27 protein-coding genes are annotated in these 22,754 nt (G+C 49.1%); 19 read left to right on the forward strand and 8 right to left on the reverse strand.

Annotated features, from left to right (window positions below; translation table 11 throughout):
- Positions 1 to 7 precede the first annotated feature (7 nt).
- From ACSPHG_RS10005 to ACSPHG_RS10025, 5 genes are all read left to right on the forward strand, one after another.
- Complete coding sequence (locus ACSPHG_RS10005; RefSeq protein WP_435953319.1) at positions 8 to 514, forward strand: fimbrial protein; 507 nt, start codon at positions 8 to 10, stop codon at positions 512 to 514.
- 10 nt (positions 515 to 524) lie between these two features.
- Positions 525 to 1,049, forward strand: coding sequence for a fimbrial protein (locus ACSPHG_RS10010; protein ID WP_435953320.1), 525 nt, complete (start codon positions 525 to 527; stop codon positions 1,047 to 1,049).
- A gap of 9 nt (positions 1,050 to 1,058) precedes the next feature.
- Positions 1,059 to 1,619 carry a fimbrial protein gene (locus ACSPHG_RS10015; RefSeq protein ID WP_435953321.1) on the forward strand — a complete coding sequence of 187 codons (561 nt, stop codon included), beginning with the start codon at positions 1,059 to 1,061 and terminating at the stop codon, positions 1,617 to 1,619.
- A 17-nt stretch (positions 1,620 to 1,636) separates the two neighbouring features.
- On the forward strand, positions 1,637 to 2,554 hold the full coding sequence (locus ACSPHG_RS10020; RefSeq protein WP_435953322.1) for a fimbrial protein: 918 nt from the start codon (positions 1,637 to 1,639) through the stop codon (positions 2,552 to 2,554).
- A gap of 551 nt (positions 2,555 to 3,105) precedes the next feature.
- Positions 3,106 to 3,870 (forward strand): winged helix-turn-helix domain-containing protein, encoded by a 765-nt coding sequence (locus ACSPHG_RS10025; RefSeq protein ID WP_435953323.1) that lies wholly within the window; start codon positions 3,106 to 3,108, stop codon positions 3,868 to 3,870.
- 178 nt (positions 3,871 to 4,048) lie between these two features.
- Here the strand turns inward: ACSPHG_RS10025 and ACSPHG_RS10030 are convergent, their stop codons facing one another.
- From ACSPHG_RS10030 to ACSPHG_RS10065, 8 genes are read right to left on the reverse strand one after another with little or no spacing between them, the layout of a single operon-like run.
- Positions 4,049 to 4,552, reverse strand: coding sequence for a lytic transglycosylase domain-containing protein (locus ACSPHG_RS10030; RefSeq protein WP_435953324.1), 504 nt, complete (start codon positions 4,550 to 4,552; stop codon positions 4,049 to 4,051).
- Between the two features lie 44 nt (positions 4,553 to 4,596).
- Positions 4,597 to 4,953, reverse strand: a complete 357-nt coding sequence (locus ACSPHG_RS10035; protein ID WP_435953325.1) for a hypothetical protein — start codon at positions 4,951 to 4,953, stop codon at positions 4,597 to 4,599.
- A complete protein-coding gene (locus tag ACSPHG_RS10040) occupies positions 4,946 to 5,626 on the reverse strand; it encodes a type III secretion protein (RefSeq protein WP_435953326.1) in 681 nt (226 codons plus the stop codon). Before ACSPHG_RS10040 ends, ACSPHG_RS10035 begins: the two co-directional genes overlap by 8 nt.
- Positions 5,607 to 6,137 carry an OrgA/MxiK family T3SS sorting platform protein gene (locus ACSPHG_RS10045; protein ID WP_435953327.1) on the reverse strand — a complete coding sequence of 177 codons (531 nt, stop codon included), beginning with the start codon at positions 6,135 to 6,137 and terminating at the stop codon, positions 5,607 to 5,609. Before ACSPHG_RS10045 ends, ACSPHG_RS10040 begins: the two co-directional genes overlap by 20 nt.
- Before the next feature lie 20 nt (positions 6,138 to 6,157).
- A complete protein-coding gene (gene sctJ / locus ACSPHG_RS10050; protein ID WP_435953328.1) occupies positions 6,158 to 6,928 on the reverse strand; it encodes a type III secretion system inner membrane ring lipoprotein SctJ in 771 nt (256 codons plus the stop codon).
- Positions 6,928 to 7,251, reverse strand: coding sequence for a type III secretion system inner rod subunit SctI (sctI, locus tag ACSPHG_RS10055; protein WP_038482293.1), 324 nt, complete (start codon positions 7,249 to 7,251; stop codon positions 6,928 to 6,930). Before sctI ends, sctJ begins: the two co-directional genes overlap by 1 nt.
- Before the next feature lie 50 nt (positions 7,252 to 7,301).
- Positions 7,302 to 7,565, reverse strand: a complete 264-nt coding sequence (locus tag ACSPHG_RS10060) for a type III secretion system needle complex protein (RefSeq protein ID WP_435953329.1) — start codon at positions 7,563 to 7,565, stop codon at positions 7,302 to 7,304.
- Positions 7,558 to 8,832, reverse strand: a complete 1,275-nt coding sequence (locus ACSPHG_RS10065) for a PrgH/EprH family type III secretion apparatus protein (RefSeq protein WP_435953330.1) — start codon at positions 8,830 to 8,832, stop codon at positions 7,558 to 7,560. The genes ACSPHG_RS10060 and ACSPHG_RS10065 overlap by 8 nt, the downstream gene beginning before the upstream one ends.
- A 469-nt stretch (positions 8,833 to 9,301) precedes the next feature.
- Here ACSPHG_RS10065 and ACSPHG_RS10070 point away from each other — a divergent pair, with 469 nt between their 5' ends.
- The 14 genes from ACSPHG_RS10070 to sicA all read left to right on the forward strand — a co-directional run bounded on the left by ACSPHG_RS10070 (position 9,302) and on the right by sicA (position 22,752).
- Positions 9,302 to 10,132 carry a helix-turn-helix domain-containing protein gene (locus ACSPHG_RS10070; protein WP_435953331.1) on the forward strand — a complete coding sequence of 277 codons (831 nt, stop codon included), beginning with the start codon at positions 9,302 to 9,304 and terminating at the stop codon, positions 10,130 to 10,132.
- Complete coding sequence (sctC, locus tag ACSPHG_RS10075; protein ID WP_435953332.1) at positions 10,125 to 11,906, forward strand: type III secretion system outer membrane ring subunit SctC; 1,782 nt, start codon at positions 10,125 to 10,127, stop codon at positions 11,904 to 11,906. The genes ACSPHG_RS10070 and sctC overlap by 8 nt, the downstream gene beginning before the upstream one ends.
- Before the next feature lie 14 nt (positions 11,907 to 11,920).
- Positions 11,921 to 13,042, forward strand: coding sequence for a type III secretion system gatekeeper subunit SctW (gene sctW / locus ACSPHG_RS10080; protein WP_435953333.1), 1,122 nt, complete (start codon positions 11,921 to 11,923; stop codon positions 13,040 to 13,042).
- Between the two features lie 47 nt (positions 13,043 to 13,089).
- Positions 13,090 to 15,141, forward strand: coding sequence for an EscV/YscV/HrcV family type III secretion system export apparatus protein (locus ACSPHG_RS10085; protein WP_435955991.1), 2,052 nt, complete (start codon positions 13,090 to 13,092; stop codon positions 15,139 to 15,141).
- Positions 15,142 to 15,153: 12 nt separating this feature from the next.
- The gene (locus ACSPHG_RS10090) at positions 15,154 to 15,561 is read left to right on the forward strand and encodes an InvB/SpaK family type III secretion system chaperone (protein WP_038482313.1); all 408 of its coding nucleotides are present in this window, start codon (positions 15,154 to 15,156) and stop codon (positions 15,559 to 15,561) included.
- A 17-nt stretch (positions 15,562 to 15,578) separates the two neighbouring features.
- Positions 15,579 to 16,874, forward strand: a complete 1,296-nt coding sequence (gene sctN / locus ACSPHG_RS10095) for a type III secretion system ATPase SctN (RefSeq protein WP_435953334.1) — start codon at positions 15,579 to 15,581, stop codon at positions 16,872 to 16,874.
- Positions 16,858 to 17,319: a SpaM family type III secretion system protein gene (locus ACSPHG_RS10100; protein WP_435953335.1), complete on the forward strand. Its 462-nt coding sequence runs from the start codon at positions 16,858 to 16,860 to the stop codon at positions 17,317 to 17,319. The genes sctN and ACSPHG_RS10100 overlap by 17 nt, the downstream gene beginning before the upstream one ends.
- Positions 17,300 to 18,334 (forward strand): SpaN/EivJ family type III secretion system needle length determinant, encoded by a 1,035-nt coding sequence (locus tag ACSPHG_RS10105; RefSeq protein WP_435953336.1) that lies wholly within the window; start codon positions 17,300 to 17,302, stop codon positions 18,332 to 18,334. Before ACSPHG_RS10100 ends, ACSPHG_RS10105 begins: the two co-directional genes overlap by 20 nt.
- Positions 18,331 to 19,254: a FliM/FliN family flagellar motor switch protein gene (locus ACSPHG_RS10110; protein WP_435953337.1), complete on the forward strand. Its 924-nt coding sequence runs from the start codon at positions 18,331 to 18,333 to the stop codon at positions 19,252 to 19,254. Before ACSPHG_RS10105 ends, ACSPHG_RS10110 begins: the two co-directional genes overlap by 4 nt.
- Positions 19,244 to 19,915: an EscR/YscR/HrcR family type III secretion system export apparatus protein gene (locus ACSPHG_RS10115; protein ID WP_435953338.1), complete on the forward strand. Its 672-nt coding sequence runs from the start codon at positions 19,244 to 19,246 to the stop codon at positions 19,913 to 19,915. The genes ACSPHG_RS10110 and ACSPHG_RS10115 overlap by 11 nt, the downstream gene beginning before the upstream one ends.
- On the forward strand, positions 19,912 to 20,166 hold the full coding sequence (sctS, locus tag ACSPHG_RS10120; protein ID WP_006820278.1) for a type III secretion system export apparatus subunit SctS: 255 nt from the start codon (positions 19,912 to 19,914) through the stop codon (positions 20,164 to 20,166). Before ACSPHG_RS10115 ends, sctS begins: the two co-directional genes overlap by 4 nt.
- 12 nt (positions 20,167 to 20,178) lie before the next feature.
- Positions 20,179 to 20,943, forward strand: coding sequence for a type III secretion system export apparatus subunit SctT (gene sctT / locus ACSPHG_RS10125; RefSeq protein ID WP_435953339.1), 765 nt, complete (start codon positions 20,179 to 20,181; stop codon positions 20,941 to 20,943).
- Between the two features lie 12 nt (positions 20,944 to 20,955).
- Positions 20,956 to 22,068: an EscU/YscU/HrcU family type III secretion system export apparatus switch protein gene (locus tag ACSPHG_RS10130; RefSeq protein WP_435953340.1), complete on the forward strand. Its 1,113-nt coding sequence runs from the start codon at positions 20,956 to 20,958 to the stop codon at positions 22,066 to 22,068.
- Positions 22,069 to 22,200: 132 nt separating this feature from the next.
- On the forward strand, positions 22,201 to 22,752 hold the full coding sequence (gene sicA, locus ACSPHG_RS10135) for a type III secretion system translocator chaperone SicA (protein WP_006820274.1): 552 nt from the start codon (positions 22,201 to 22,203) through the stop codon (positions 22,750 to 22,752).
- The last annotated feature ends 2 nt before the right edge of the window (positions 22,753 to 22,754 follow it).

The following is a 22,754-nucleotide window of genomic DNA, read 5'->3' on the forward strand; positions in this document are numbered from 1 at the left end:
TCCAAAGATGATATTTGCCCGATGGAGAGCCATCGCCCTGTTCGCAATGACGGGAATGCTGCTGGCGGATGATGCGGCAGCGGCGGGCTCCAGTAATTTAGATGTTCGCATTACCGGCACGGTGGTGGCGACCGCATCCTGTACTTTTAGCGGGTCTGACCCGATTAAGGTGGAATTCGGGGACGTCTATATCAATGAAATTATTGGTGAGGCCTATAAACAGCCCGTTCCCTATCAGGTGACCTGCAAAGGCGATCCGGACGGTAAAACGCTGCAAATGCAGATTGCCGGTAGCGCTGCCAGCTTTGATGGGCAACAGCTAAAAACCGATGCCAGCGGGCTTGGCATCAAACTGCTTAAAGGAAGCGAAACGCTGCCGGTAAACCAATGGTTCAACTTCGATAACGCCAGCCAGCCTTCGCTGTACGCCGTGCTGGAAAAACAGAGCGGCGCGCGTTTTCAGGACGGACAGGCATTCAACGCCAGCGCCACGTTAAAAGTGGCTTATAACTGAGGCAATCAGGGTGAAGAACAAAGTTTACGGCGGCTGCGCAAGAAGCCTGGCGCTGGCGCTGCTGCTGTCCGGGCCAGGCGTTCAGCTCACGTCGGCGCATGCCGCAGCAACCGGCGACAGCAACGACATATCCTTTCACGGTACGCTGAGGATCCATCCGTGCCACATCAATAACGATGGTGATGTAAACATCCACTTTGACAATGTTGGCATCCATAAGGTTGACGGGGTGCGTTACCAGCAGGCTATCGCCTGGCAGCTGATTTGTGACGACGTTGACCCCGCGTGGCGTCTGACCCTTGCGGTAAACGGCAGCGCAACGTCCTTTGACCGCAGCGCGCTCGCCACCAATATCCGCGGGTTGGGGATCCAGATTAAACAGAACGGTCAGCCGATGGAGATTAACAAACCCCTCGACATCCTTTATCAGCATCCGCCCACGCTTGAGGCCGTGCCGGTAAAAGACCCCGGCATCGATGAGCTGGGCGAAGGGGCGTTTTCCGCTACGGCAACGCTGCTGGCCGAGTATTTATGAGGAGCAGAAATGGGGAGTAGAACGTTAGCCGGACGCAGCGCGGGCATGCTGTTGTTAATGATGGCTTTAGCCGGGCACGCGGCGGCAGGAAACGGTGGCCTGAAAGCCACCGGCGACAACCTGAAATTTGACGGGACGCTGGTGGCCGATCCCTGCGAGCTGGACCCGAATACGACGGATATTACGTTGGATTTCGGCACGGTAATCGATACCTATTTATACCTTAACACCCGCACCCACGCGCAGCCCTTCACCCTCAGGTTGCTGGAGTGCGATCTGAGCCTGGGTAATCAGGTAGAGGTCACGTTTAAAGGGACGCAGAGCAAGGAATTGCCGGGTTTTCTGGCGCTTAGCAACTCGGCCGCCAGCGGCATCGCGCTTGGCCTGGAGCAGAAGGACGGCACACCCTTGCCGCTCAATAAGACCGTGCCCGCTTTTACGCTCGCCGCCGGAACCAACGATCTTGTGCTGTACGGTTACGTTATTGGAGAACCTTCCGCGCTGGCTGCACATACCTTACGCCGTGGAGCATTTGAGGCGCTGGCGACATTCGAGCTTAATTATCCCTAGGAGATTCACATTAAGATATGAAATTACCCCTATTTATTATGCTGCTGGCGGTGCATCAGGGCGCATGGGCCTACTCGTGTAATTCCATTGGCTGGAACGGCGGAGATGCTGACGTTAACGTAACCGTCAGCCCGGACGTCAATACCGGTAGAAACAAGATTGTCGATCTCCGTTCGCAGATCAGCTGCAAAAACGACTCTGTAGACGGCGGTTGGGTCGATTCCATGTGGCTTGCCAGTAACGGAGTGAGCCTCAATTCCGCCATCTTCAAGGATCTTAAGGGCGGCGTTATCATTTCTGGAAAGGTTTATCCTGAGCCTGTACCCGAAGTTGAGATCTTTAGTCTCAATGCCCAGGAAACGAAAAGCTTACCCGTAGAGCTTTATTTCGAGCTAACCAGCATGGGTAAGTCGTTGCAGATCAGGCGGGGAGACAGGCTTGCGCAAATTAAGTTTATCCAGAGAAATAACCACGGTGCGCAAAACTATTACACCTGGTATTTCATTGCGGCGAACGATGTAGATATAAACACGTCAACCTGCAAAATCCTCTCCGGAGAGACGTTGTTAGTTGAACTGGGAGAGCTTGAAAGAAGTGAGATTCAAAGCTCCGGGACTTCCGCACAGACGGTGGAAAAAAGCCTCAACATAACCTGTGATGTCACCCATGAAGTTGATTTTGAGGTAAAGATGAACACAACTCCTACCTCCTGGAATAATAATGCCATTACTACCAGTAACAATAATCTCGGGGTCGTCATGCGCTGGAACGGGAATATCGTTACCAACGGTAACACGCAGCAGCTCAGCGTGGTCAATGGCAGTATTTCGGTGCCACTGAGTTTTACGCCAGTCAAACCTACCTCGGTCAGTTATGAAGATATAAAAACAGGTGCTTTTAATGCCTCGGCAACATTGATCATCACCCAGCAGTAGGATCGCTTGAGGCGTTTTTTGATAGAGCGCCTTACCCGCGCGTGTTATGTTTCTGCCTGCAAAAAAGAGGGTGTATTAAGTATTCCCTTCTCATAACACGTATTCATATTGTTAGTTATCATCCAGGAAAAAGTAAATATTCATGTAGCGTGAGGACATTACTTTCAGTGGCGACAGGGACGTCCTTTTCCAATTCTTCTTATAAGGATGAACTGACTAAAAATATGTTCCTAAAAATAAACTGAGTGATTTGTTTTGGCTATTGACCAATATACATCGATCGTTGAAAACAATTTCACATGTTATGATTTGAATGGTACTGTATTATTGCATTCACAGTAAATTCGCATCGAGATCAATTCTGTTGTCTACATCGTGATAAAGAAGACATTATTCCCCGCTAATTTGTTAAACTAAAGTTATCAATAAGTTGGATTTTTGTCATCTGAAAATTTGGCAGGAGATATTTAAGATCATGGATTGAGATATTCACTCATGCGTTTTCCTGAAGGTACCTTCACTCATAAAGCTAAACGCCAGAGGGATTTAAAATGAAAAAATGCGTAGTAAATGCAGGAAAAATTTACTTTCTTAATTTCACATTTAATCCAAAATCCAGAACGCTGCAACAAGACGATACCGTTTTACAATTAAGGAAAAAGCAGTCAGATGTGCTTGCATTACTTTGCGCAAAATACCCTGAGCCGGTTTCTCAGGCTGAATTTCTTGCTGAAGTATGGGGGGGCGGTTATGTGACTTCGCAAAGTATTGCACAGATGATCCGTTCTTTAAGAGTAAGCCTGGGGGATGATGCGAAGAGTATTATTGTCACTATCCCAAAGTTGGGGTATCAACTCTCGGCCGAGCCCTGCTGGGAGGAGCCTGAAACAGAACCCGATAAACCTGGCTTTGAGTCTTCTTTTCCTGGAAACATCGAAGTAGATAACGTTTCCTTTTCAACCCAGTCGATGATTAACGTCATTCCCGTGAGTGCTAATTCGATGTCGGTCATCCCTTATTCCGCTCCCAGAGCGGTACCTGACAGAAAGAAGTTTTCACCGCAGACGTTATTTTTAAGTGCAGTAGCTGCGCTTTTTTTTAGTCTCATTTTTGTTGCCATGACGGCAAGAAGTAACCCGTTGGATTTTATTAAAAATCATAATGATATTGGCCAGATGCCATTAGCTAACCTCGTCCCGCCGGTAGGCAATAATTTTTTGTACTGTTGCAACACGGCTGAAGGAGCAATCTGCCACCCTAAGGCGAATGTGTTAAGCGCTCAATGCGTCACGCTGCAAGATATACCGTCAAAATAATTAATAACGTTAGATATTATTTTTTGAGAATTTATTAGTAGACAACAATTAAACAGCGCAATGAACTTTTCTTTAGTGGTTTTTAGTCGCTTACCTGTTGAAGCTTATCGACTTTGCGGCCTCGTCATTCTGATGCCAAAACGCAAGCAAGATGCTTGCGTTATTTCTTACTCCTCGTTTATCGACAGACAAAACGCTCGCGGATGCCTTCTTGTCTGGCCACTTCTATTTTATCAATGACCGCCGTTTGGTGTGCAATTAGGGAAATGATTTTTTTGACATACCTGTCATGATGCACCGGCGTCTTAGAATGATAGTTACCGATTCCATCCCACGTATAGCCATAGCGCTCAATACTTTGCTTGAGCACCCAGGCACCTGAAAAAACATTCGCGCAGCTATTCTCTCGCAACAAAGCTTCATCAATGCCCAGGGACTTTAAGGCCTTAAAATGCACCGTGTTAATTTGCATAATGCCAACATCAACGGTGCTATTTGTATTGCGGTTCATTGCCTGCTGACGGTTTCTGGACTCTTGCCAAATAATAGCCTTAATCAGCAGGGGGTTAATCTGGAAGCACTGCGCGGCTTCGACAATGCAATCAACCTTTTGTGCTGTAGCAAAAGGGGAGAACAAAAAAGATAAGGTTAGAGCAACGGGCGTAAATGATTTTATTTTCATGATTTGTATGCCCGGCACACTGCCGGGATTAATGGCGGAGAAGGTTATAACGACGGATCGCTGTCGGTCTCGGTAAAGCTCTTATACATCATATTATTAAAAAACATATTCACGCCGAGCAGCTGGAAGGTGCGCTTGTCCAGCACGTTATTCGCATAATCTTTGTACTCATCGGTATTGCGCAAATAGGTATCGGAGTAGAGCAGCGCTTCGTTCAATTGATGCATCGATACGTTCTTATCGGGGGAAAGTGCCCGCATTTGATCCATCATAACGCTCAGCTTGTCGTCGGGCTTATTCTGCTGGAAATAGTGGAGCACTTTATCGTTGAAGCTCTCATCCGACGATTCAACGTCTTTAACGTACGGCGAGGAAGAGGCAACACTGTTGATGCTACTCATTGTTTTCATCCTTATCTGAGTTAACGGTTTCTGAAGGCATTCGCTGGCTCATAGCGATGAGTTTCCCAGCCAGATTGCGAAGCATGTCGGGCGTCAGGTTGTTGATGGTTTCATTAAAACCGGCGGTCTTTTCATCCGCCTGCTGTAGCCACGTGCGGCAAAGCGTTTCACTAGGAAAGCGCACCGCATCCATGTCATTTTGCACGGTGATGTGATTATCATCGGTATACATGTAGTTCGAGATGTCCGCGCCGTCCGGCAGCTTTACCGCTCGGGGAATAATGATGCGCAGCGCTTTCTGATGCCCACACTGTTCCTGAAGGTGGTGGATAATGCGCTCAACGATCGTCGGATCGTGTAGGGACTGGTTGAGCGCCGTGGCGATCTGCTGGCGATAAACCTCCTGCCGCTTTTGCTGCTGGCGCTGATACTCGTCAATCAGCGTCACCAGCTGCGAGAAAAATAGCTCAAAGCCGGTCTGGAACGCTTGCCTCTCACAGTTTTCACGCAGCCTGACCGTCTGTAACTCATACTCGGCATGAATTTCACTGCAGCGATTCAGGGTACGTTCCAGCGCCACGGCCATCCGCTGATGGCGGGTTCGCTCAGAAGATTTAATCACCGTCAGGCGGTGCAGATCTTCGGGTAACTCATCAATAGTAATGGTGCGCATAGGTGAAGGCCATTCGTAGCAAATTAATGTGGTTTAGCGTTTTGGGGGCCGCGAATTGCGCAAGCGCCATGCCGGAAGGAAAGTGCAGCATCAGACGCTCTCGCAGCGCGGCAGGTAACCCCGGGAACTGCCCCAGAAGGAACGTTGCGCCGCAGGAAGCGGTATCAAACGGGATTTCGCCTTCATCAAGCGTTACCTCGTGAAGCAGCGGCAAAGAGATAAAGGCCAGCAGACGCGGATCAGACATCAGCACCGCGCCCATTTCAGGCAGCCTGTTCCGCTGCAGATAGCCACCAATCAAATGTGCAGCAAGGGGGATCAGATGCCAGTGTGAAAGCAATAGCGAACAGGTGGCTTCGTCGGGCTGCCAGCGTGCGGGTAGGTCAGAGAGTTTGCCGTGCCTCAGCAGCCAGAAATTAAGTAGCCTGTCCTCTCGGATTTCACTCGCCCGGAATATCTCCGGCAGGTGGCTGCGATGCGTGTAGCTTGCCGGAGCGTATAAAATGGACATTATGCGCGGATCTCCGACTCTCATGGTTTTGCGGCCTCGTCTTCAATCGGTTCGGCAGGGTTATCCTGGGCTGAAGGCGGGCGGCGGCTAAGCTTATAGAGCATGAAGCCCGCCGTGCCGGCTGCGCACAAAGCCATAGCGGAAAAGAGGATAATCCACAGGGCAGGGATGCTGGCAGGTACTTTGGTCGGCGCAACGTACTGGATAACCGGGGCGGGGAACAGAACCACCGAAATATTCTCGTAGCGCACGTCATCGAAACTATTTTTGATTAACGTTTTGATCTGCGAGATAAACAAATTATCGTCAATCTCGCCTTTATAGGAAATAAGCACGCCGACGTGGCCGGTGGCTTTTTTTCCGCTCGTATCGTTATTAAAGGGGGGATAGCTGACGTGAACGCGCGCGTTAACCACCTGAGCTATCATGCGCAGCGATTGCTCAAGCCGCTGCTCCTGTAATGAGAGTACGCGAGCCTGCTCGGCGTTGGGTGAAGCAACCAGAGAGCTTTCCGGAAAAGCCTGCCCGATCTGAACGTCAGCGGCCCACGGCAGCTGGTACTGATTAATGATAGACAGCGCGGCGGTACTTTCAGACTCCCCGACCGAGACGGTGTAGCCAGCCTTAAGATTGCCGTCCTTTTTCGCTGAAATATTATGCTGCTGCAGAATAGCCAGAACCTGGTTGGCCTGCTCCTGGGTAAGGTTGAAGAGTAGGTTCTCGTCATTACAGGCGCTAAGCATAAAAGTTAACAGCACGGCAGCGAGGACGCGTGAATATTTGTTCATCATTATTGCGATTTTTCCAGGGTTTCTATGGTGCTCACCGCCTTACGTGCGAGAGTACTCACCAGGGAAACGTAGTTACTGTATTCACCGATATAGTTTTGTAGCATCTGTAGCTTTTCCGGATTGCTGGTGTAATGCGGAGATTGGCTAAGGGTATTAATCACATTTTTAAACTGCGCGTCGGTTTCGCTGACTTTAGTAAAGGTGCTGGACACTAAATTATTAAAATTTCGATCGTGAACGCTTACGGATAGGTTATCTTCGGGGTTGATGGTATTTGGCGAGAGCCGGGTTAATGCCGACAGGGCTTCATTAAATTGACTCATAATTACTCCACGGTAGAAAAGGGTACGAGAGCGACACGTACCCGGGTTAATTAACGGAAGTTTTGAATAATGGCCGCGCCAATATCCTTATAGGCTTTTACGGTACTTGTCTGGGCGTTACGAAACAGCGTGTATTGCTGTAGCTTCGACTGATAGTTGGCCAATACGGCTGGGTCAGACGGGTCGGCTTTCAATTCAGCTTCAGCCGTCTTTAATTGTTCCATCATGTCTTTAGCACCTGCTTCGAAGCCAGCAGATACTTCATCCAGATAATAGCCATTGCTATCCACGGTAGGCGCGTTTGTGTCAGCCATTTAAGTCTCCTTGTTTTAGGGGAAAGTACCAATGACGAGGGTTCAAAAACAGATAGCCATTAGAAGAGTCAACGTATGACTTATCCTGTAACCAGTTTTCGTCGAGATTAATTGAAAAATTAATCACGCGGTTTCCCCATTGGTGATTGAACTGTTTAATGAAATGCTGCAAAGAACGTAGAGCGCTGTCGCTCAGGGCATCACGAACCACCAAAGCATAACCGCTAGTGGAATTGATTTGCCGGTAGTAAATGTGTAAACGATCCAGGCCCTGGCGAGCTTCCTGTAATAACTGAGCTTTAGTTTTTACCAGGACTTTGATGTCGAGAGCAAAAGGGATTTTTTGTAAAACAATAGCCTTGAAGTTTTTTTCTTCCTGTAGGGTTAATCCTCTGTAAAGTGCAATTGTCGGGTGCTGAGGTTTGGAATAGTCAATTTGTAAAACGGGGTAACCCGCATTCGCCAGCTGCGAAATGACGTCATTTCTTTGCTGCGTTAACCAAACGGGAACCACGCTGTCCTTGCCCTGCAATTTGAAGAGCGCTTCCCGCGTCCATTCCATTGCCTGAAAGTTCTGGATAAGAACGTAGATAAGATTATTATCACGGCCACGAACAATATCCACAGGCATCGGTGCGCCCGCCAGCGCTTCATTTAATGTTAAAACCTGCCGATCGCTTTCCAGTTTTTTATACCAGATAACGCCTGCGGTAATCACAAGAAATAAGAGAATGATTGAACCGAAAACGAGAGCATGATTTTTTTTAGCATTAAACTCTTCCAGCTTTTCCTGTTCGCTGAATTCAGCATCGAGGGCCGGGGGAAGATTGAAGTTTTTAATCTCTTCAGGCCAGTCATCTTCGCTACGTTTGATGGCAAAGCGGATGTGCTCATGCACGAAAACTTCATTTTCTTTCAGCAGCGCGGGGTAACTTCTCTCCACCCCCTGTACTTCAAGACGATATCCTTCTTCCGAATCTTCATCTCGGAAAAGCGCCGACAAACGCAGGATAATGTTGGGTGACGGCATATCACAGGGTAGGTAAAGCGTATTCTGCGTGTAGGCTGCGGCATGCTCTCCGGGCGACATCGTTCCCGTGGCGTTATCCTGGAGTGCAAGCCCCGGGTTGATGATGAGAAAGTAATCGTCTGCTGGCAGGTGGAGTTCACAGCCAAACATGGGTCCAAACAGCACCTTCAGGGTGAATTTTTTCAGTGCCTCTGGTACAGGCATATCATCGTTTAATTCGTTCATGTCGCTGTTCATAGAAAGGGCCATTAATAATGTAAAACAAGCAATCGAGCGAGCAGGGCCCGTGCGATTTTATTTTAATCTGCACTACAACTTCCTCATGCTAAGCCGTGCCATTTAATAGAAACGTTTTCAAAAGGAATGAAGTGCCTCGCGCATGAAAAAACATTTTTCCATTCGCGATGAATTTATTTGACGGTATACGGATATTGCCTCTTTAAGACGGCACACTGTAGCGCTACCGATTATTAAACTCAATGTTGTTTGTTGATTTTTTGTTGAAGCTTTTTTTATGATGTTTATTCTTTTTTTATCTCTTTCAACTTGCATTGACGAACGAGAATTTTCTGATAAATTCACCGGCACTTCGAGGCGCTGTATTAGATAGTTCTTAATCGAGTGCTTAAATATAATTTCTAAACACAAACTGAGGTAAGAGAAAACTATGCTAGTTAGCAATACTCAATGCCATCAGAAAAACATAATGCGGCAACGCGTAAATGATAGCGCAAATGCGGAAATGCCGCTTTACGTGAGTGACGAATGTATCGATTTAAATAACGGCGTATTGTTTGCGCGACCGCTAAATAGTGAATCCGTTATGAGCGTATCTGCCTCAGGTGAGCTGCGGGAGAACTATGACGATCGTCTGAATAATATTCTTCAACCCATTGTGCTATCGACCCTGGATAACATGGAGATCGCATTCCGGGGTGACTGGATGGTTGAAATACTGTCGATGTCACAGGCCACCACGCTGTTTTCATTCCTGGATTATCAGGCTAAATCTCGCAGCGTTAACGCCGAGCCGCGCGTGGGGGAGACAAATACTTCGTTACTGATGCACACCGAGCGGAATCTGGCAATTTTAGTCGACGATGAATGCAAATCGCTGATGGGGATGTTGATTTTTACATTATTAAAGCCCCAGGAGCGCCGCCTGGAAAATCTCTTTTCGTTTGTCAGGAATGTCGAAAGCTATTGGATTGCCCATTTTCTGTTATCTCAGGTAATGAATGAAGATAAAGAGAGTGACAGTCATAAGATTGGTAATGCCAGTAAGATCTACGGCGTATCTGAATCCTATTTCAGGAAGCTTTGCCACCATGCTTTTACCCGGGGGCCAAAAAAACAGTTACGCCTTTGGCGAGCGGCGCACAGTGCCCTGCAGTTGATAGAAAAAGATAACTCAATTGCGGCTATCGCAGGAAATAACGGCTATGCGTCGTCGTCTCATTTTTCGAGTGAAATAAAATCACTGTTTGGCATTACACCGAGGGAGTTTAAAAAATTGGAAGGTTTGCTTCATGAATAAGATGGTTGCGAAACTGCCGGTCCGCTATCTGCCGTATTTATTGCTGGGAGTATTGAGCTGTAATTCGGCGGTCGGCGCATTGTTGGATACCCAGGATTACTCGGGTGGCACGGTCGATGTCCGTAACGGTTCGCGGGATGACGAAAATACCTATGTCGCCAGTAATAACAGCGTTCAACAGCTATTTTTTGTGATCGGTGGCGCGCTGAATAAACCCTTTGTTGTCAGTACGGAGGCGGCCAAAAAGCGGGTGTCAGGAAATTTCGATCTTAGCAAGCCGAAGGAGCTGTTAAATACCTTAGCTTCACGTACCGGGCTTATCTGGTATGACGATGGCAGCTCCGTGTACGTTTACGACGCCAGCGAAATCAAAAGCAGCATCGTGCGCTTGTCCTATGCGCCGTTTGACCGGCTGGTGGCCTTCATCAAGTCGTCAGGGCTGTACGACGCGCGTTTCCCGCTGCGTTCAGACGGGCGCTCTGGCTCTTTTTATGTCTCAGGGCCGCCGGTCTATGTCGAACTTATCGCGGCGGCTGCAAAGTATATTGATGCAACCTATGCCCGTCCCGGAACGGGTGAAAACACGATCCGCGTGATCAAGCTTAAAAACACTTTTGTGAACGATCGCACCTTTACCCAGCGCGACAGCCCTATCACCGTGCCGGGGGTTGCGACGGTGCTGAACCAGCTGCTGAATAACTCGGCCGATAACCGTGGCGGACGTTCAGCGCCGGCCGGGGCGAACATCACCGTAGATAATGATACGCGAGGCGCGCTTGAGGCCGCTTCGGCCACGCAAAAGGGAAATTTTCCGCCGCTGCCTTCATTTAATTCGGGGTCATCGGCGAAGCGGGAGTATGAGTCCGATTCCCTCGGCCAATCGTCGATCAATATTGTCGGCTATTCGGATACCAACAGCTTGCTCATTCAGGGTTCCGAAAGGCAGGTAAGTTTTGTTGAGGATTTAGTCAGCGCAATTGATGTCCCTAAACAGCAGATACAGCTGTCGCTGTGGATCATTGATATTTCGAAGGATGATATTAACGAGCTGGGGATTCGCTGGCAGGGTGCGGCAAAAATAGGCAATACCGGCGTGACTTTTAATACCAGTTCGCTGACGCCGGAAAACAGCATTCATTTTCTGGCGGACGTATCCGCACTTGCGCAAAAAGGCAATGCGCAGGTGGTTTCACGTCCGGAAATCCTTACTCAGGAAAATGTTCCGGCGCTATTTGATAATAACAGCAGCTTTTACGCCAAGCTGGTAGGCGAGCGTAACTCGTCACTCGAAAAGATTACCTACGGCACCATGATTAGCGTATTGCCGCGTCTGGCGCAGCGCCAGCAGGAGATTGAGATGATCCTGAATATTCAGGATGGCGGTCTGCCTCTCAACTCTGAGGGTAAAACCGAAAATGTCGACAGCCTGCCAATGGTGAATAACACGCAGATAAGTACGGAAGCGCGCGTGCCCGTGGGCTATAGCCTGTTGGTCGGTGGCTACAGCCGCAACCAGGATGAACATCACAGCGTGGGCATCCCGCTCCTGCGCGACATTCCCGTGTTGGGCAAGCTGTTTGACTACAGCTATACCAGCCACAAGAAAATGGTTCGCTTATTCCTGATTCAGCCGGGTTTACTGGCAAGCGGCGAAACCTGGCAGGGTCGGGGGCCGGAGGACAATAACCCCGTGCTGGGCCGAACCTGGGTGGGGAACGAGGTAACGTTGAAATCGACGGTCTCCATGTTACGTGAAACGATGAAAAACAATTAAGGACCAGGTGAGTTATGGACATTCGTTCTGTTGCTGGCGTTGACTTTAATCGCATTGAACCGCAAATCCCGGAAAACCGTAGCGCCGCAGGCCAGCCCGTATTTGATGCGGGCGAAGAAGCGCTGCCGGTTAATTTGCAGGAAGAGATGAATAATGCCGCGGAGGAAATGGCCGATCTCCTCAGCGCGTTTGGTCGCTTTAGCAAAGCCGGGCGTAAAAACGACAGCGCAGATAACGATTTTGTCTCCTCTATGCTGGAGGATATGGCTGATGAAAAGCTGGACACATTAATTAAGCATGTGGCCAAACTGCGTGACCTCAATAACCTACTGAACTTCGCCCGCCAGCTTTTCCCGGATGACAGCGATTTAATGCTCGCGCTGCGTGAAATGCTGTTGAGCCGCCAGCTCTCTGAACTTCAGAAGAAGAAAATCAAAGAAGCGATCGCCGATTTAGAAAAATTTGGCGACACCAAAAAAATGCAGTCAGGAATGAACGTAGGTCGCCTGGCAAAACGGTTCAGCGACGGTAGCGGTGACAGGCCGCTGTCGGCAAAGGATCTGCGCAATAGCTATCTTAATTTTCTTGAACTCGAGATGCCCGCAGGCTTTATCTACAAAGACTGGATTGATGTTTACGGTTATCAGAACAGAACGCGTTTATTGGCCTTTACGCTGTCGGCGCTGATTGCTGATATGAAGGCCAATGAACCCGGCATTCATTCTTCTGAATTTGGCCCACTCAGCGCAAAATTGTCCGATGCACGCCTGCTCCATACGCTGGACCAGCTGCTAAATGAAAGTTTTGCTAAGTTCCCGTTTCGGGGACAGATGAGAAACAATCAGCTGATGCTGGGCGAGGCGGATATTGTCGGGCTTTATATAGCAGGCCTGGTGGATACTGACGAATTTAAATTGGCGTTAAAAGAGTTCAGTAAAAACTTTATGTCTTTACTGCTGCTCAAGCAGCGGTCGATGGTTATTCAAGAACTGCGCAATGTTTATAATATGACGCCTGAGTTTCTCTTCGTCGATACGCTATATCGGGAAGTCATTGTCAATCATCTGGCTGCTTTGCTGCGTAAAATGCTCGAAAAAGAGAAAAATACCGGCATCTGGAATGAATATTACAAATAGTCGCAGGCAAACTCGTTTGTCTGCCATGGATTGATGTGCAACTACTCATGCTTAGAAGATTTATTCTCGAAATTCGTAACAGGCCAGAGCTTATTATCTTAACGATAATGGTTATGGTCGTGGTGATGTTGATTATCCCGTTGCCGACATACCTGGTTGATTTCCTTATTGGACTTAACCTGACGATGGCACTGCTGATTTTTTTGGGTTCTTTTTATATTACAAGGATTTTGGATTTTTCGACTTTTCCATCAATTCTGCTCATTAGTACGATATTCCGTCTGGCAATCTCTATTAGTACCAGTCGTCTGGTGCTGGCGGATGCCGACGCCGGGGAAATTATTGCCAGCTTCGGGGAGTTCGTCATTGCGGATAACCTGGTGGTGGGCTTTGTTATCTTCTTTATCGTGACTATCGTGCAGTTCATCGTCATCACCAAAGGGTCGGAGCGCATCGCGGAAGTGGCCGCACGATTCTCTTTAGATGCCATGCCGGGCAAGCAGATGAGCATTGATGCTGACCTCAAGGCAGGGGTTATCGATGAAAAAGAAGTCAAGCGTCGCCGCAGCGATCTTGAAGCTGAAAGCCAGCTCTACGGCGCGCTTGATGGTGCGATGAAGTTTATAAAGGGCGACGCCATCGCGGGGATCATTATTATCTTTGTGAACTTACTGGGTGGAATAGCGGTGGGCACATTACAGCACGGCATGGATTTATCTCATGCGATGTCTGTGTTTACCTTATTGACCATCGGCGATGCTCTGGTTGCACAAATTCCGGCGCTGTTAATCTCCATCAGCGGCGGGCTGATCGTCACCCGCGTAAATAACAGTGAGAACACGAACCTCGGCGCAAAAATCCTGCAGGATATGTTTCATAATAAATTCATCCTGCTTGTTACGGCCGTATTGGCTATTGCTCTGGGGCTATTGCCGGGCTTTCCGCTGCCGGTCTTCGTTCTGCTGGCAGCGTTACTATTAGGCATATTCATCAAGGATAAGCTTGATGCTAAAAAAGGTAAAAAGCCGACGGTTAATTCTGTAGAAGAAGATGAAGAACCGGTACTGAAAAGCAAACCGGTGATGATCGACGGGGAGTACATTCCAGAAACGATTCCGCTCATCATTACTGCCTGGAAAGGCTACGAGAACTATTTCCAGGAACATAATTTGTGCTCGTTGCTCAAACGTAACTTCTTTATTGAGTACGGCGTTCGTCTGCCGGAAGTGGTGATGAACTACGACCAGCAAATGGTGCGCGGCAAGTTAACGGTTGCAATCAATGAAATTCAGGTTGCCACGTATGACATTTTACCGGGCATGTGCAAAGTGCTGATGCGCGGCGACGAGCTGCAGGTGATTGACTCTACCGTGCAGGCGGTAGAAACGGCTCAGGGTATCGCTTATTGGATCCCGGAAGAACGGAGTGAAACCGCCTTACAGCTTGGTTTTTATTCAAGAAACGCGATCGATGAATTCTATGCCTGCGTCTCGACGTTGCTGGTGCACAATATTTCCGAGTTCTTCGGCATTCAGGAGGCCAAAACGCTGCTTGACGATTTGGAGAAAAAATATCCTGAGCTACTCAAAGAGTGCTATCGAAATAATACCGTGCAGCGTATTACCGAAGTTTTCCAGCGGCTATTACAGGAGCGTATTTCTATCCGCAATATGCGTCTGATTCTTGAGGCCTTAGTTCAATGGGCGCCCAAGGAAAAGGACCCCATTATGCTGGTGGAGCACGTTCGCAGCGTGTTATCACGTTATATCTCTAACCGCTTTGCGGCCAACGGGCAGATTCGCACCCTGGTTATGTCGCACGATATGGAAAGCCTGGTTCGTGGTGGAATTCGCCAAACTTCCGGCGGGACATTTATCAATCTGCCGCCACCGGAAACTGAAAGTATTATCAGAAGCCTCGAGCAGTGTATTAGCAGCAACGGTGCTAACGCTCGCGATATTATTTTGATGGTGTCACTGGATATTCGTCGCTTTGTGAAAAAAATCATTGAAGGAAGCTACCCGGAAATGGAAGTGCTTTCTTATGGCGATGTTGCATCCGGCGTGGATGTTGATGTCATTGGTTCGTTAGAAAATTAATTGAGGTAATAAATGAAATACGACGTTGTTGCACTGCTATCCACCATGCTTAACGATGCCGGGATGGCTGATATTCTGGATAGCGATCTGAGCAACCACTCAACCATCTCTCTGAACATGAAAGATGATATTCCAACTATTCACGTCAGAAGTGAAGATGATGAAGTATGGGTGTGGGCGAAAATTGTTGAGCAGGCTCCAGCCTCTTTAAGCTATTGCAGCGCGAGCCTTTTGCCGCTGATGCTTAATCACAACGAAGAGTATTTTTACACCGGACAGCCGTGTTTATACCCCGTTGACGGCAATATCGAACTGCGCGCTCAGGTGAAAGAAAAATACCTGCAGGCGCCGGATGATTTTTTATCGATGCTGGATAACTACCTGAGTATTTTGCAGGAATACCGCGCCGTACTGGTTTAATTACTGAGGTTCACACAATGGTAGCCCAATGCCTGGTTCATCTGGCACACCCGTTACGTATTCAGGGAAATGTGATTGAAGCGCATTTGCCGGGGACGCGCATCGGTGAGATATGCGAGATTCAGAAATCATTACTTGAACCCGAAGTGCTGGGGACGGCCCAGGTGATTGGGTTCAATAAGGAGCATACGTTACTGAGCTTGCTTAACGATAATCAGGGCTTTTCACGCAGCAATGTCCTGCTGCCGACCGGCAAGCCTTTTCGTATCGATGTTCATAAAAATATCGCCGGGGCAATCATTGACGCGACCGGCACGGTTCGCGGGCGCCTGGACAACGCCGTGCAGCAGAGTTTGACCGGTGCGCAAAGCCTGGAGGCCTGCGGGGCGCCTAAAGATTTTACCCAGCGTAAGCCTATCGCTGAATCTCTGGCGACCGGCGTCAGGGCCATTGATGGCCTGCTGACCTGCGGCCAGGGGCAGCGTATGGGGATTTTTGCGGCGGCGGGCTGCGGCAAAACCTCTTTGATGAGCATGATCGTTGAACATTCCGAAGCGGATATCTACGTCATCGGGCTTATTGGCGAGCGTGGACGTGAGGTCACCGAGTTTGTTGAAGAGCTGAAGCGTTCGTCGCGCTGTTCACAGATCGTGCTGGTTTACGCAACGTCAGACCGTTCCTGCGTTGAGCGCTGCAACGCGGCGCAGATTGCCACGACGATAGCCGAGTTCTTCAGCGAGCAGGGTAAAAACGTACTTCTGTTTATAGACTCGATAACCCGCTATGCGCGAGCGCTGCGTGATGTGGCGCTAAGCATGGGAGAGCTGCCCGCCCGAAGAGGCTACCCGGCATCCGTATTTGAGGCCTTGCCGAAATTACTGGAGCGGCCAGGACGGTTTTTAACCGGTTCCATCACCGCCTTCTATACGGTGCTGATTGAGAATGAGGAAGAGTCGGATGTCATTGGCGATGAAGTCCGCTCGATTCTGGACGGGCATATTTATCTCAGCAAAAAGCTGGCCGCGAAGGGACACTATCCGGCGATTGATATTATGCAGAGCATTAGCCGCGTATTTTTACAGGTAACAGACGCGGAACACCGTCAGTTAGCAAAACGCTTTCGTGAATATCTGGTACGTCAAAAAGAGATGCAGCTCTATCTGGATCTCGGCGAATATCGACGCGGCGAGAATCCGGAAAACGATGCCGCTTTCGATCGCAAAAACCAGATGGAAGCTTTTCTCCAACAAAGCATGGACGAAAAAACCGACATGCGGGCCTGTCTGGAAAGCTTATATGGAAGCGTGGCGTAAAGGGCGCGAGTTTGTCTCCCTGCTGGAGCGCAAACAACAGATTCTGCAGGGCGATATCGTAAAAACGGAAAACCGATTAGCGAAAATAAGGCTGACAATTGCTGAGCATCAGCAGGAGTGCGCGGATATCAACCAGCAGATAAAAATGTTAACCCCTTCCGGTTTACACAGCCGTGCGGATATTTATAAGGGAATAAGACAGCAGGGGGCTTTATTGACTCACCAGCAGTTGGTTCTTCATAAAATAAATCAGCTGGAAAATGAAAAATATAATCTGGAGAACAACCTTGAGCAGCATCGCACCGCAATGAGCCTGCTGGATAAAAAGCACTACAAACTTTCTTATTATTTGCAGCCGCTGCGCCGCGAATATATACGCCGCTGCGACAATGATGCAGAAAACGAAATTCAGGAGATTGCGGGTTATGGTAGAAAAAGTTTCTGAAGTCAGTATGAGCGTTGCAATTAAAGGGGATTCAACGCCGGATGACAACGCGCTGCTAAAACATATTGCGAAAAAGAAAAAGCAGGATGAGGGCGGCGAGAATATTTCGCTGGCCGCCATGCTGCCGCCGGGCGCGCTGGTTCGGTTAACGACGCCCTTAGCGCAGGGCGGAGGCCTGCAGAAAACCGAAAAGCAGGCGGCTAAAGAAATCTCTGCCGCCTCTTTGGGCCTTGCCGCCGATGCACGCCAGACGAAGAAGGGCGATGGCCTGCGTCAGCAGGTGGCGTTGGCCGTTGCTGGCCAGATGGCTAAGCCGAACGCAGGCAAAAACGCCGTCGTCGTCCAAAAAGGCGAGGTCACCGGCCCGTTAAGCAACGGGGCTGCGGCGAGCGCATCCAGAACCGAGGGGCAATCCACCGCGCCTGTCGCCGTAAACGTTGCAGCAAATACGCTCGTAGACGCGGCGACAAAACTTCATCAATCCGCCACGGCCCAGCACCCTCAGGCTGCCGCCGTAGTTAACCCGGTCATCGTCGCTGCATCAGCCCCGGCGGCTGAAGCGGGCCGCCAGGAAAAGCCGTTACGAATAAAGGAAGATTCTGGCGAAGCAAGGCCGCTTTGGCAGGGGGCGAAGCAGCCGGAGAACGTGGCGCCAAAGCAGGGCGAAGTAGCGGCACAAAGCAAGAATAGCCCCACAACGCTCCAGCAGCTGAAGAATCAGGCCGGTTTGGCAAGCGGGGTGAAAGGCGGAAACGAAGGCCAGACGCTCGAAGTGAACTACCAGTTTCAACGCTGGTCCGGCGACCATTCGGTCAAAATTTCGGTGCCAACCGAAGCACGCCGGGAAGGGAATGTCACTTTGCTTCCTTCCGACGCGCGTGCGGCGGATGTGCTGCTCCGCAATATGGGCCATTTGACGGGTCTTAGCCCCGATCTTCTGCGCCCACAGCAGGAGCGAGATGAACAGCAGCAGCAGCGGCGGCAGCAGCAACAGCAGGATGAGGATCAGGAATGAGTTTGAGAGGTCATTTACGCAAGCTTGACGGCCGCCGGCTGACGCTTGAGCTGCTGCGTAATCATCACCCCGGCAGCGAGATCGCTGGGTTTAGCGGGCAGGAGCGCTACCTGCAGGTGCAGCTTGAGGATAAGCAGGGCAGCCGGGCACAGGCCTGGCTTAGCGTTGACGCCTGGCTCGGCTACATGGATGTCCATCTGCCCGATATCCCCTGGTCCGAGGTTCCCCTCGACTATCTGGCGCGCTGGTTAAACCATCTCGAATTGAGCTTTTTGGTCGAGGAGCAGGTGTGGGATGCGGTACAGATTGCGCTACCCGCAGGGCCCCTGCCGGAAAAGGCGCTTGCGATCCCCGCGCAGCCTTGCCGGCTGCTGTGCCTTGACTGGCCACAGAGCGGGGAGCGCGCATTGCCTGTACCGGCCATCTCCGCCAATCAGGTGCCTTTCCAGCTGAACTACGTGCTGGGATACAGCCAGCTCTCCCTTGCCCAGTTAGCAGACGTGGCCGCCGGGGATTTGCTGCTGATAAAACAGAACTTGCCCCATCTGGCGGTAGGCGATCGCCGACTTTTTAAACTGAGTTATTACCCCGATCAGGAGGTTATTGTGGAAGAGCAGTTAGAAGAGCATTACCAGGAATATTATGAAGATGAGGTTTTGCACGACTGGACCAGCCTGCCCGTCAATATTGAATTTGTGCTGGATGGCCGGACGGTGACGCTGGCGGAATTAGATGCAATAACGCCGGGCACGTCATTGGCGCTGACCCCAGAAGCGGAACAAAATATTAAGATCTACCTCAACAAAAAGCTATTTGCCCGCGGTGAGCTGGTGGCTCTGGAGAACGGATCTCTGGCGGTTGAGGTTAATCACGTGAACCCCACTCTGCCAGGTAACAGGGTACAGCCTGATGTTGAGTAATGATATTTCTTTAATTGCGCTATTATCGTTTTTCACCTTATTGCCTTTTATTATTGCCGGGGGCACCTGCTTTATTAAGTTCTCCATCGTGCTGGTGATGGTGCGCAATGCCCTCGGGATCCAACAGGTGCCTTCGACCTTAACCTTAAATGGCGTAGCGCTTATTTTAAGCGCTTTTGTCATGATGCCGGTGTGTCAGAAAATTTCTGGCTATATAGAAGATAACCATATCGACTTCAATGACAGCAGCTCGGTAACGCAGCTTATGGATCAGGGATTGGGAAGTTACCGGGCGTATCTGGTGAATTATTCCGATCATGACTTAATCCGCTTTTTTAATAAAGTACAGCAGCAAAGAACCGGTGAGCCGGAGCCTGAAGTGGAAGACCATGAATTAACGGGCCTGCCGCTGATGACCCTGATGCCAGCCTATGCGCTAAGCGAAATTCAAAGCGCATTTAAAATTGCGTTTTATCTTTACGTCCCGTTTGTGGTCATCGATATGGTGGTTTCCAGCATCCTACTGGCGTTGGGGATGATGATGATGAGCCCGGTGACCATTTCGATTCCTATTAAGCTCATTCTGTTCGTGTCAATGAACGGGTGGAGTTTATTAACCAAAGGACTGATCGCCCAGTACGCCGATCTGATGACATCATGAGTAATGTATTATTTATTGGCAATTCCGCGCTGCTCGTTGTGCTGAAGCTAACGGCGGTACCTATCGCCTTTGCTACCATCGTTGGCATTATCGTTGGCCTGTTTCAGACCATCATGCAAATTCAGGAACAAACGCTGCCTTTTGGGCTGAAAATGCTGGCGGTATTTGCCAGCATTTTTATGCTGATGGAGTGGTTTTCAGCCGAAATGATGAATTTCGCCACTCAGGCTTTTTATATGGCTTTTCGTTAAAACGGAAAATATATGCTGTTTGTGGCGTTCTATCTTAATTTTCAGCACAGCGTGCTGACTTTTGTCATCGTTTACGCGCGGTTGGCGATCGTCTTTTATATGCTGCCGGTGCTGGGCGAACGGGTTCTATCAAATCTGATTATTAAAAACACGATTATCTCTCTGACGATTATCGGTCTTTGGCCCTGTTTTGAAACGATGTTAAATCCAGAGCAGGGCTGGCTTATAATTATAATTAAAGAATGTATTATCGGGTTAATTTTAGCGTTTACGCTGTGTATGCCTTTTTGGGTAGTCATCGGCCTCGGTGAAATTCTTGATAACCAACGCGGCGCGACAATCAGTGACAGTATCGACCCGGTTAACGGGGTGCAAAGCTCGATATTATCGGGTTTTTTAAACTTTGCCTTCGGTGCTATTTTCTTTGCCAGCGGAGGCATGCGGCTACTTATGGAAGTGATGGTGCAAAGCTATCAAATGCTTCCACGAGGGAGTTCCTTAGACGGTGTTCACTGGGATCAGGCCGGACACCTGCTGGTGGTATTAATGCAAAACAGCATTCTCCTTGCTGCGCCGGTGATGTTAGTGATGATGATCGCCGAAATGTTGCTCGGCGTGTTTGCGCGTTATTGCCCGCAGCTCAACCCTTTTTCACTGTCTCTAACCATCAAGAGCTTTATCGCCTTCGCAGTTTTCCTTTTCTACGGCTTTCACTCGCTGTCTGAGAAACCGCTGCACATGTTCTCGCTTTCAGGTTTTCAGCAATTCCTTCCCTGAGGAAATATTTCTATGGCAGAAAAAACAGAGCAGCCTACCAGTAAAAAGCGCAGGGACTCGTCCAAAAAGGGCCAGACGTTTAAAAGTAAGGATCTTATTACCACGGTGATACTGCTGGCCGGGATCTTTTACCTGGCCTATGGCATGAGTTTCAGTGACTTCACCCATTTTTATTCCATGACCCTGCTGTACAGCACCCAGATTGGAATAAATGATTTCCTCATGGGCTTAATGCGTATTTTCTTTCTGCTTAGCCTGCCATTTATTGCGCTCTGTGCGCTGGTGGGTATGGCCGCAACCCTGTTGCAGACCGGGTTTTCTATCGCAACCGAAGCCATCAAGCTAAATTTCAAAGCGCTAAACCCGGTGGAAGGGGTGAAAAAGATCTTCAGCATGCGCACGGTAAAAGAGCTGGTGAAATCTGTTTGCTATCTCATTGTATTTGCGGCGACCTGCTACAGCCTGATTCACAACGACCTTCGCCAGGCATTAACGCTTTATCGGACCGATATAGCCGGACTTATTGCTTGTTGGGTTTCGCTGACGCTGAAGGCCGTGCTGGTGTTTATCGGCTGGTCGGTTTTTGTGCTGATTGCAGATTTTATCGTTGAATATTTTCTCCATTTCAAAGATCTCAAAATGGATAAACATGAGGTCAAACAGGAGCGTAAAGAGAGCGACGGCAATCCACAGATTAAAAGTGCCAGACGGCGAGCGCACCAGGAGATACTTTCCGGTGAGGAAATGGCGGCGGTCAGAAATTCCGAGGTGGTGATGGCGAACCCAACGCATATCGCGATGGCCATCTATTTTAACCCGGAAGTGGCATCGCTGCCCTTTATTGCCCTGCGTTGCACCAACATGAAAGCCAAAGCGGCGATTGCCTATGCGGAAAAAATCGGCGTGCCGGTGGTACGCAATATTCCGCTTACCCGCAGGCTGTATCACACCTATAGCCAGTACAGCTTCATTTCGCTAAATGATGATGTGCTGATTGACGTTATGGACATTCTTATCTGGCTGCGTCAGGTCGAAGCCGCGGGCATGACCCAAATGGCGGCGGCCGACGAGGAGGCCGAATCTACATTGCCGGAAAGTCAGCAACCGCCAACGGGCCAATCGTAGCGGACACCTGTGCGGTTTTTTTGTATTAACTACCGGGGCGCAACAGTATGATGATTATATCTTCTTCACTGTTCGCCTTTGGGTTAATTGGCTGTTTTTAGATGTTAACAACTAATAAGGATAGAGGCTGCAATGGCTAATAAAAATATGTTGGATTTACTCAACGACGAAGAAGAATTTAAAAGCGATGAGCAACTCGATGCTTATGCTGAAAGCCTGCTGGACGCCATTCAAAACGGGGCGACGCTTAAGGATGTCTATGCCGTACCTAATGACACCATGCAGGACGTATATAAGCTGGCGTACGATTTTTACCATCATGGAAAGTTGGACGATGCCGAGTCTCTGTTCCGTTTTCTGTGCATTTATGATTTCTATAACCCTGAATATGCAATGGGTCTTGCGGCGGTCTATCAGCTTAAAAAGAACTATGCCAAAGCTATCGAATTTTATGCGCTTGCTTATTCCTTATCGAAAGAAGACTACCGCCCGATGTTTTATGCCGGTCAATGTAACCTGATGCTGCGCCAGGGCGTTCAGGCTCGTAAATGCTTCGATATTGTTATTAGCAGGTGTAAAGACGAATTATTAAGTGAAAAGGCGAAAGCCTACATTTCCGCGCTTAATAAAATAAATAATGACAAGACCGATACTCCTGAAGAGGAGAAACTTAATGAGGAATAATA

The organism is Dryocola baronae, from assembly GCF_051297175.1.
GTDB lineage: Bacteria > Pseudomonadota > Gammaproteobacteria > Enterobacterales > Enterobacteriaceae > Dryocola.

What these genes read in the sequence shown, in the direction of transcription:
- ACSPHG_RS10005 (WP_435953319.1), top strand. Translation starts at nt 8, where the DNA reads ATGATATTTGCCCGATGGAGAGCCATCGCCCTGTTCGCAATGACGGGA.
- ACSPHG_RS10015 (WP_435953321.1), top strand. Translation starts at nt 1,059, where the DNA reads ATGGGGAGTAGAACGTTAGCCGGACGCAGCGCGGGCATGCTGTTGTTA.
- ACSPHG_RS10020 (WP_435953322.1), top strand. Translation starts at nt 1,637, where the DNA reads ATGAAATTACCCCTATTTATTATGCTGCTGGCGGTGCATCAGGGCGCA.
- ACSPHG_RS10025 (WP_435953323.1), top strand. Translation starts at nt 3,106, where the DNA reads ATGAAAAAATGCGTAGTAAATGCAGGAAAAATTTACTTTCTTAATTTC.
- ACSPHG_RS10030 (WP_435953324.1), bottom strand. Translation starts at nt 4,552, where the DNA reads ATGAAAATAAAATCATTTACGCCCGTTGCTCTAACCTTATCTTTTTTG.
- ACSPHG_RS10035 (WP_435953325.1), bottom strand. Translation starts at nt 4,953, where the DNA reads ATGAGTAGCATCAACAGTGTTGCCTCTTCCTCGCCGTACGTTAAAGAC.
- ACSPHG_RS10040 (WP_435953326.1), bottom strand. Translation starts at nt 5,626, where the DNA reads ATGCGCACCATTACTATTGATGAGTTACCCGAAGATCTGCACCGCCTG.
- ACSPHG_RS10045 (WP_435953327.1), bottom strand. Translation starts at nt 6,137, where the DNA reads ATGTCCATTTTATACGCTCCGGCAAGCTACACGCATCGCAGCCACCTG.
- sctJ (WP_435953328.1), bottom strand. Translation starts at nt 6,928, where the DNA reads ATGATGAACAAATATTCACGCGTCCTCGCTGCCGTGCTGTTAACTTTT.
- sctI (WP_038482293.1), bottom strand. Translation starts at nt 7,251, where the DNA reads ATGAGTCAATTTAATGAAGCCCTGTCGGCATTAACCCGGCTCTCGCCA.
- ACSPHG_RS10060 (WP_435953329.1), bottom strand. Translation starts at nt 7,565, where the DNA reads ATGGCTGACACAAACGCGCCTACCGTGGATAGCAATGGCTATTATCTG.
- ACSPHG_RS10065 (WP_435953330.1), bottom strand. Translation starts at nt 8,832, where the DNA reads ATGAACAGCGACATGAACGAATTAAACGATGATATGCCTGTACCAGAG.
- ACSPHG_RS10070 (WP_435953331.1), top strand. Translation starts at nt 9,302, where the DNA reads ATGCGGCAACGCGTAAATGATAGCGCAAATGCGGAAATGCCGCTTTAC.
- sctC (WP_435953332.1), top strand. Translation starts at nt 10,125, where the DNA reads ATGAATAAGATGGTTGCGAAACTGCCGGTCCGCTATCTGCCGTATTTA.
- sctW (WP_435953333.1), top strand. Translation starts at nt 11,921, where the DNA reads ATGGACATTCGTTCTGTTGCTGGCGTTGACTTTAATCGCATTGAACCG.
- ACSPHG_RS10085 (WP_435955991.1), top strand. Translation starts at nt 13,090, where the DNA reads ATGCTTAGAAGATTTATTCTCGAAATTCGTAACAGGCCAGAGCTTATT.
- ACSPHG_RS10090 (WP_038482313.1), top strand. Translation starts at nt 15,154, where the DNA reads ATGAAATACGACGTTGTTGCACTGCTATCCACCATGCTTAACGATGCC.
- sctN (WP_435953334.1), top strand. Translation starts at nt 15,579, where the DNA reads ATGGTAGCCCAATGCCTGGTTCATCTGGCACACCCGTTACGTATTCAG.
- ACSPHG_RS10100 (WP_435953335.1), top strand. Translation starts at nt 16,858, where the DNA reads ATGGAAGCGTGGCGTAAAGGGCGCGAGTTTGTCTCCCTGCTGGAGCGC.
- ACSPHG_RS10105 (WP_435953336.1), top strand. Translation starts at nt 17,300, where the DNA reads ATGGTAGAAAAAGTTTCTGAAGTCAGTATGAGCGTTGCAATTAAAGGG.
- ACSPHG_RS10110 (WP_435953337.1), top strand. Translation starts at nt 18,331, where the DNA reads ATGAGTTTGAGAGGTCATTTACGCAAGCTTGACGGCCGCCGGCTGACG.
- ACSPHG_RS10115 (WP_435953338.1), top strand. Translation starts at nt 19,244, where the DNA reads ATGTTGAGTAATGATATTTCTTTAATTGCGCTATTATCGTTTTTCACC.
- sctS (WP_006820278.1), top strand. Translation starts at nt 19,912, where the DNA reads ATGAGTAATGTATTATTTATTGGCAATTCCGCGCTGCTCGTTGTGCTG.
- sctT (WP_435953339.1), top strand. Translation starts at nt 20,179, where the DNA reads ATGCTGTTTGTGGCGTTCTATCTTAATTTTCAGCACAGCGTGCTGACT.
- ACSPHG_RS10130 (WP_435953340.1), top strand. Translation starts at nt 20,956, where the DNA reads ATGGCAGAAAAAACAGAGCAGCCTACCAGTAAAAAGCGCAGGGACTCG.
- sicA (WP_006820274.1), top strand. Translation starts at nt 22,201, where the DNA reads ATGGCTAATAAAAATATGTTGGATTTACTCAACGACGAAGAAGAATTT.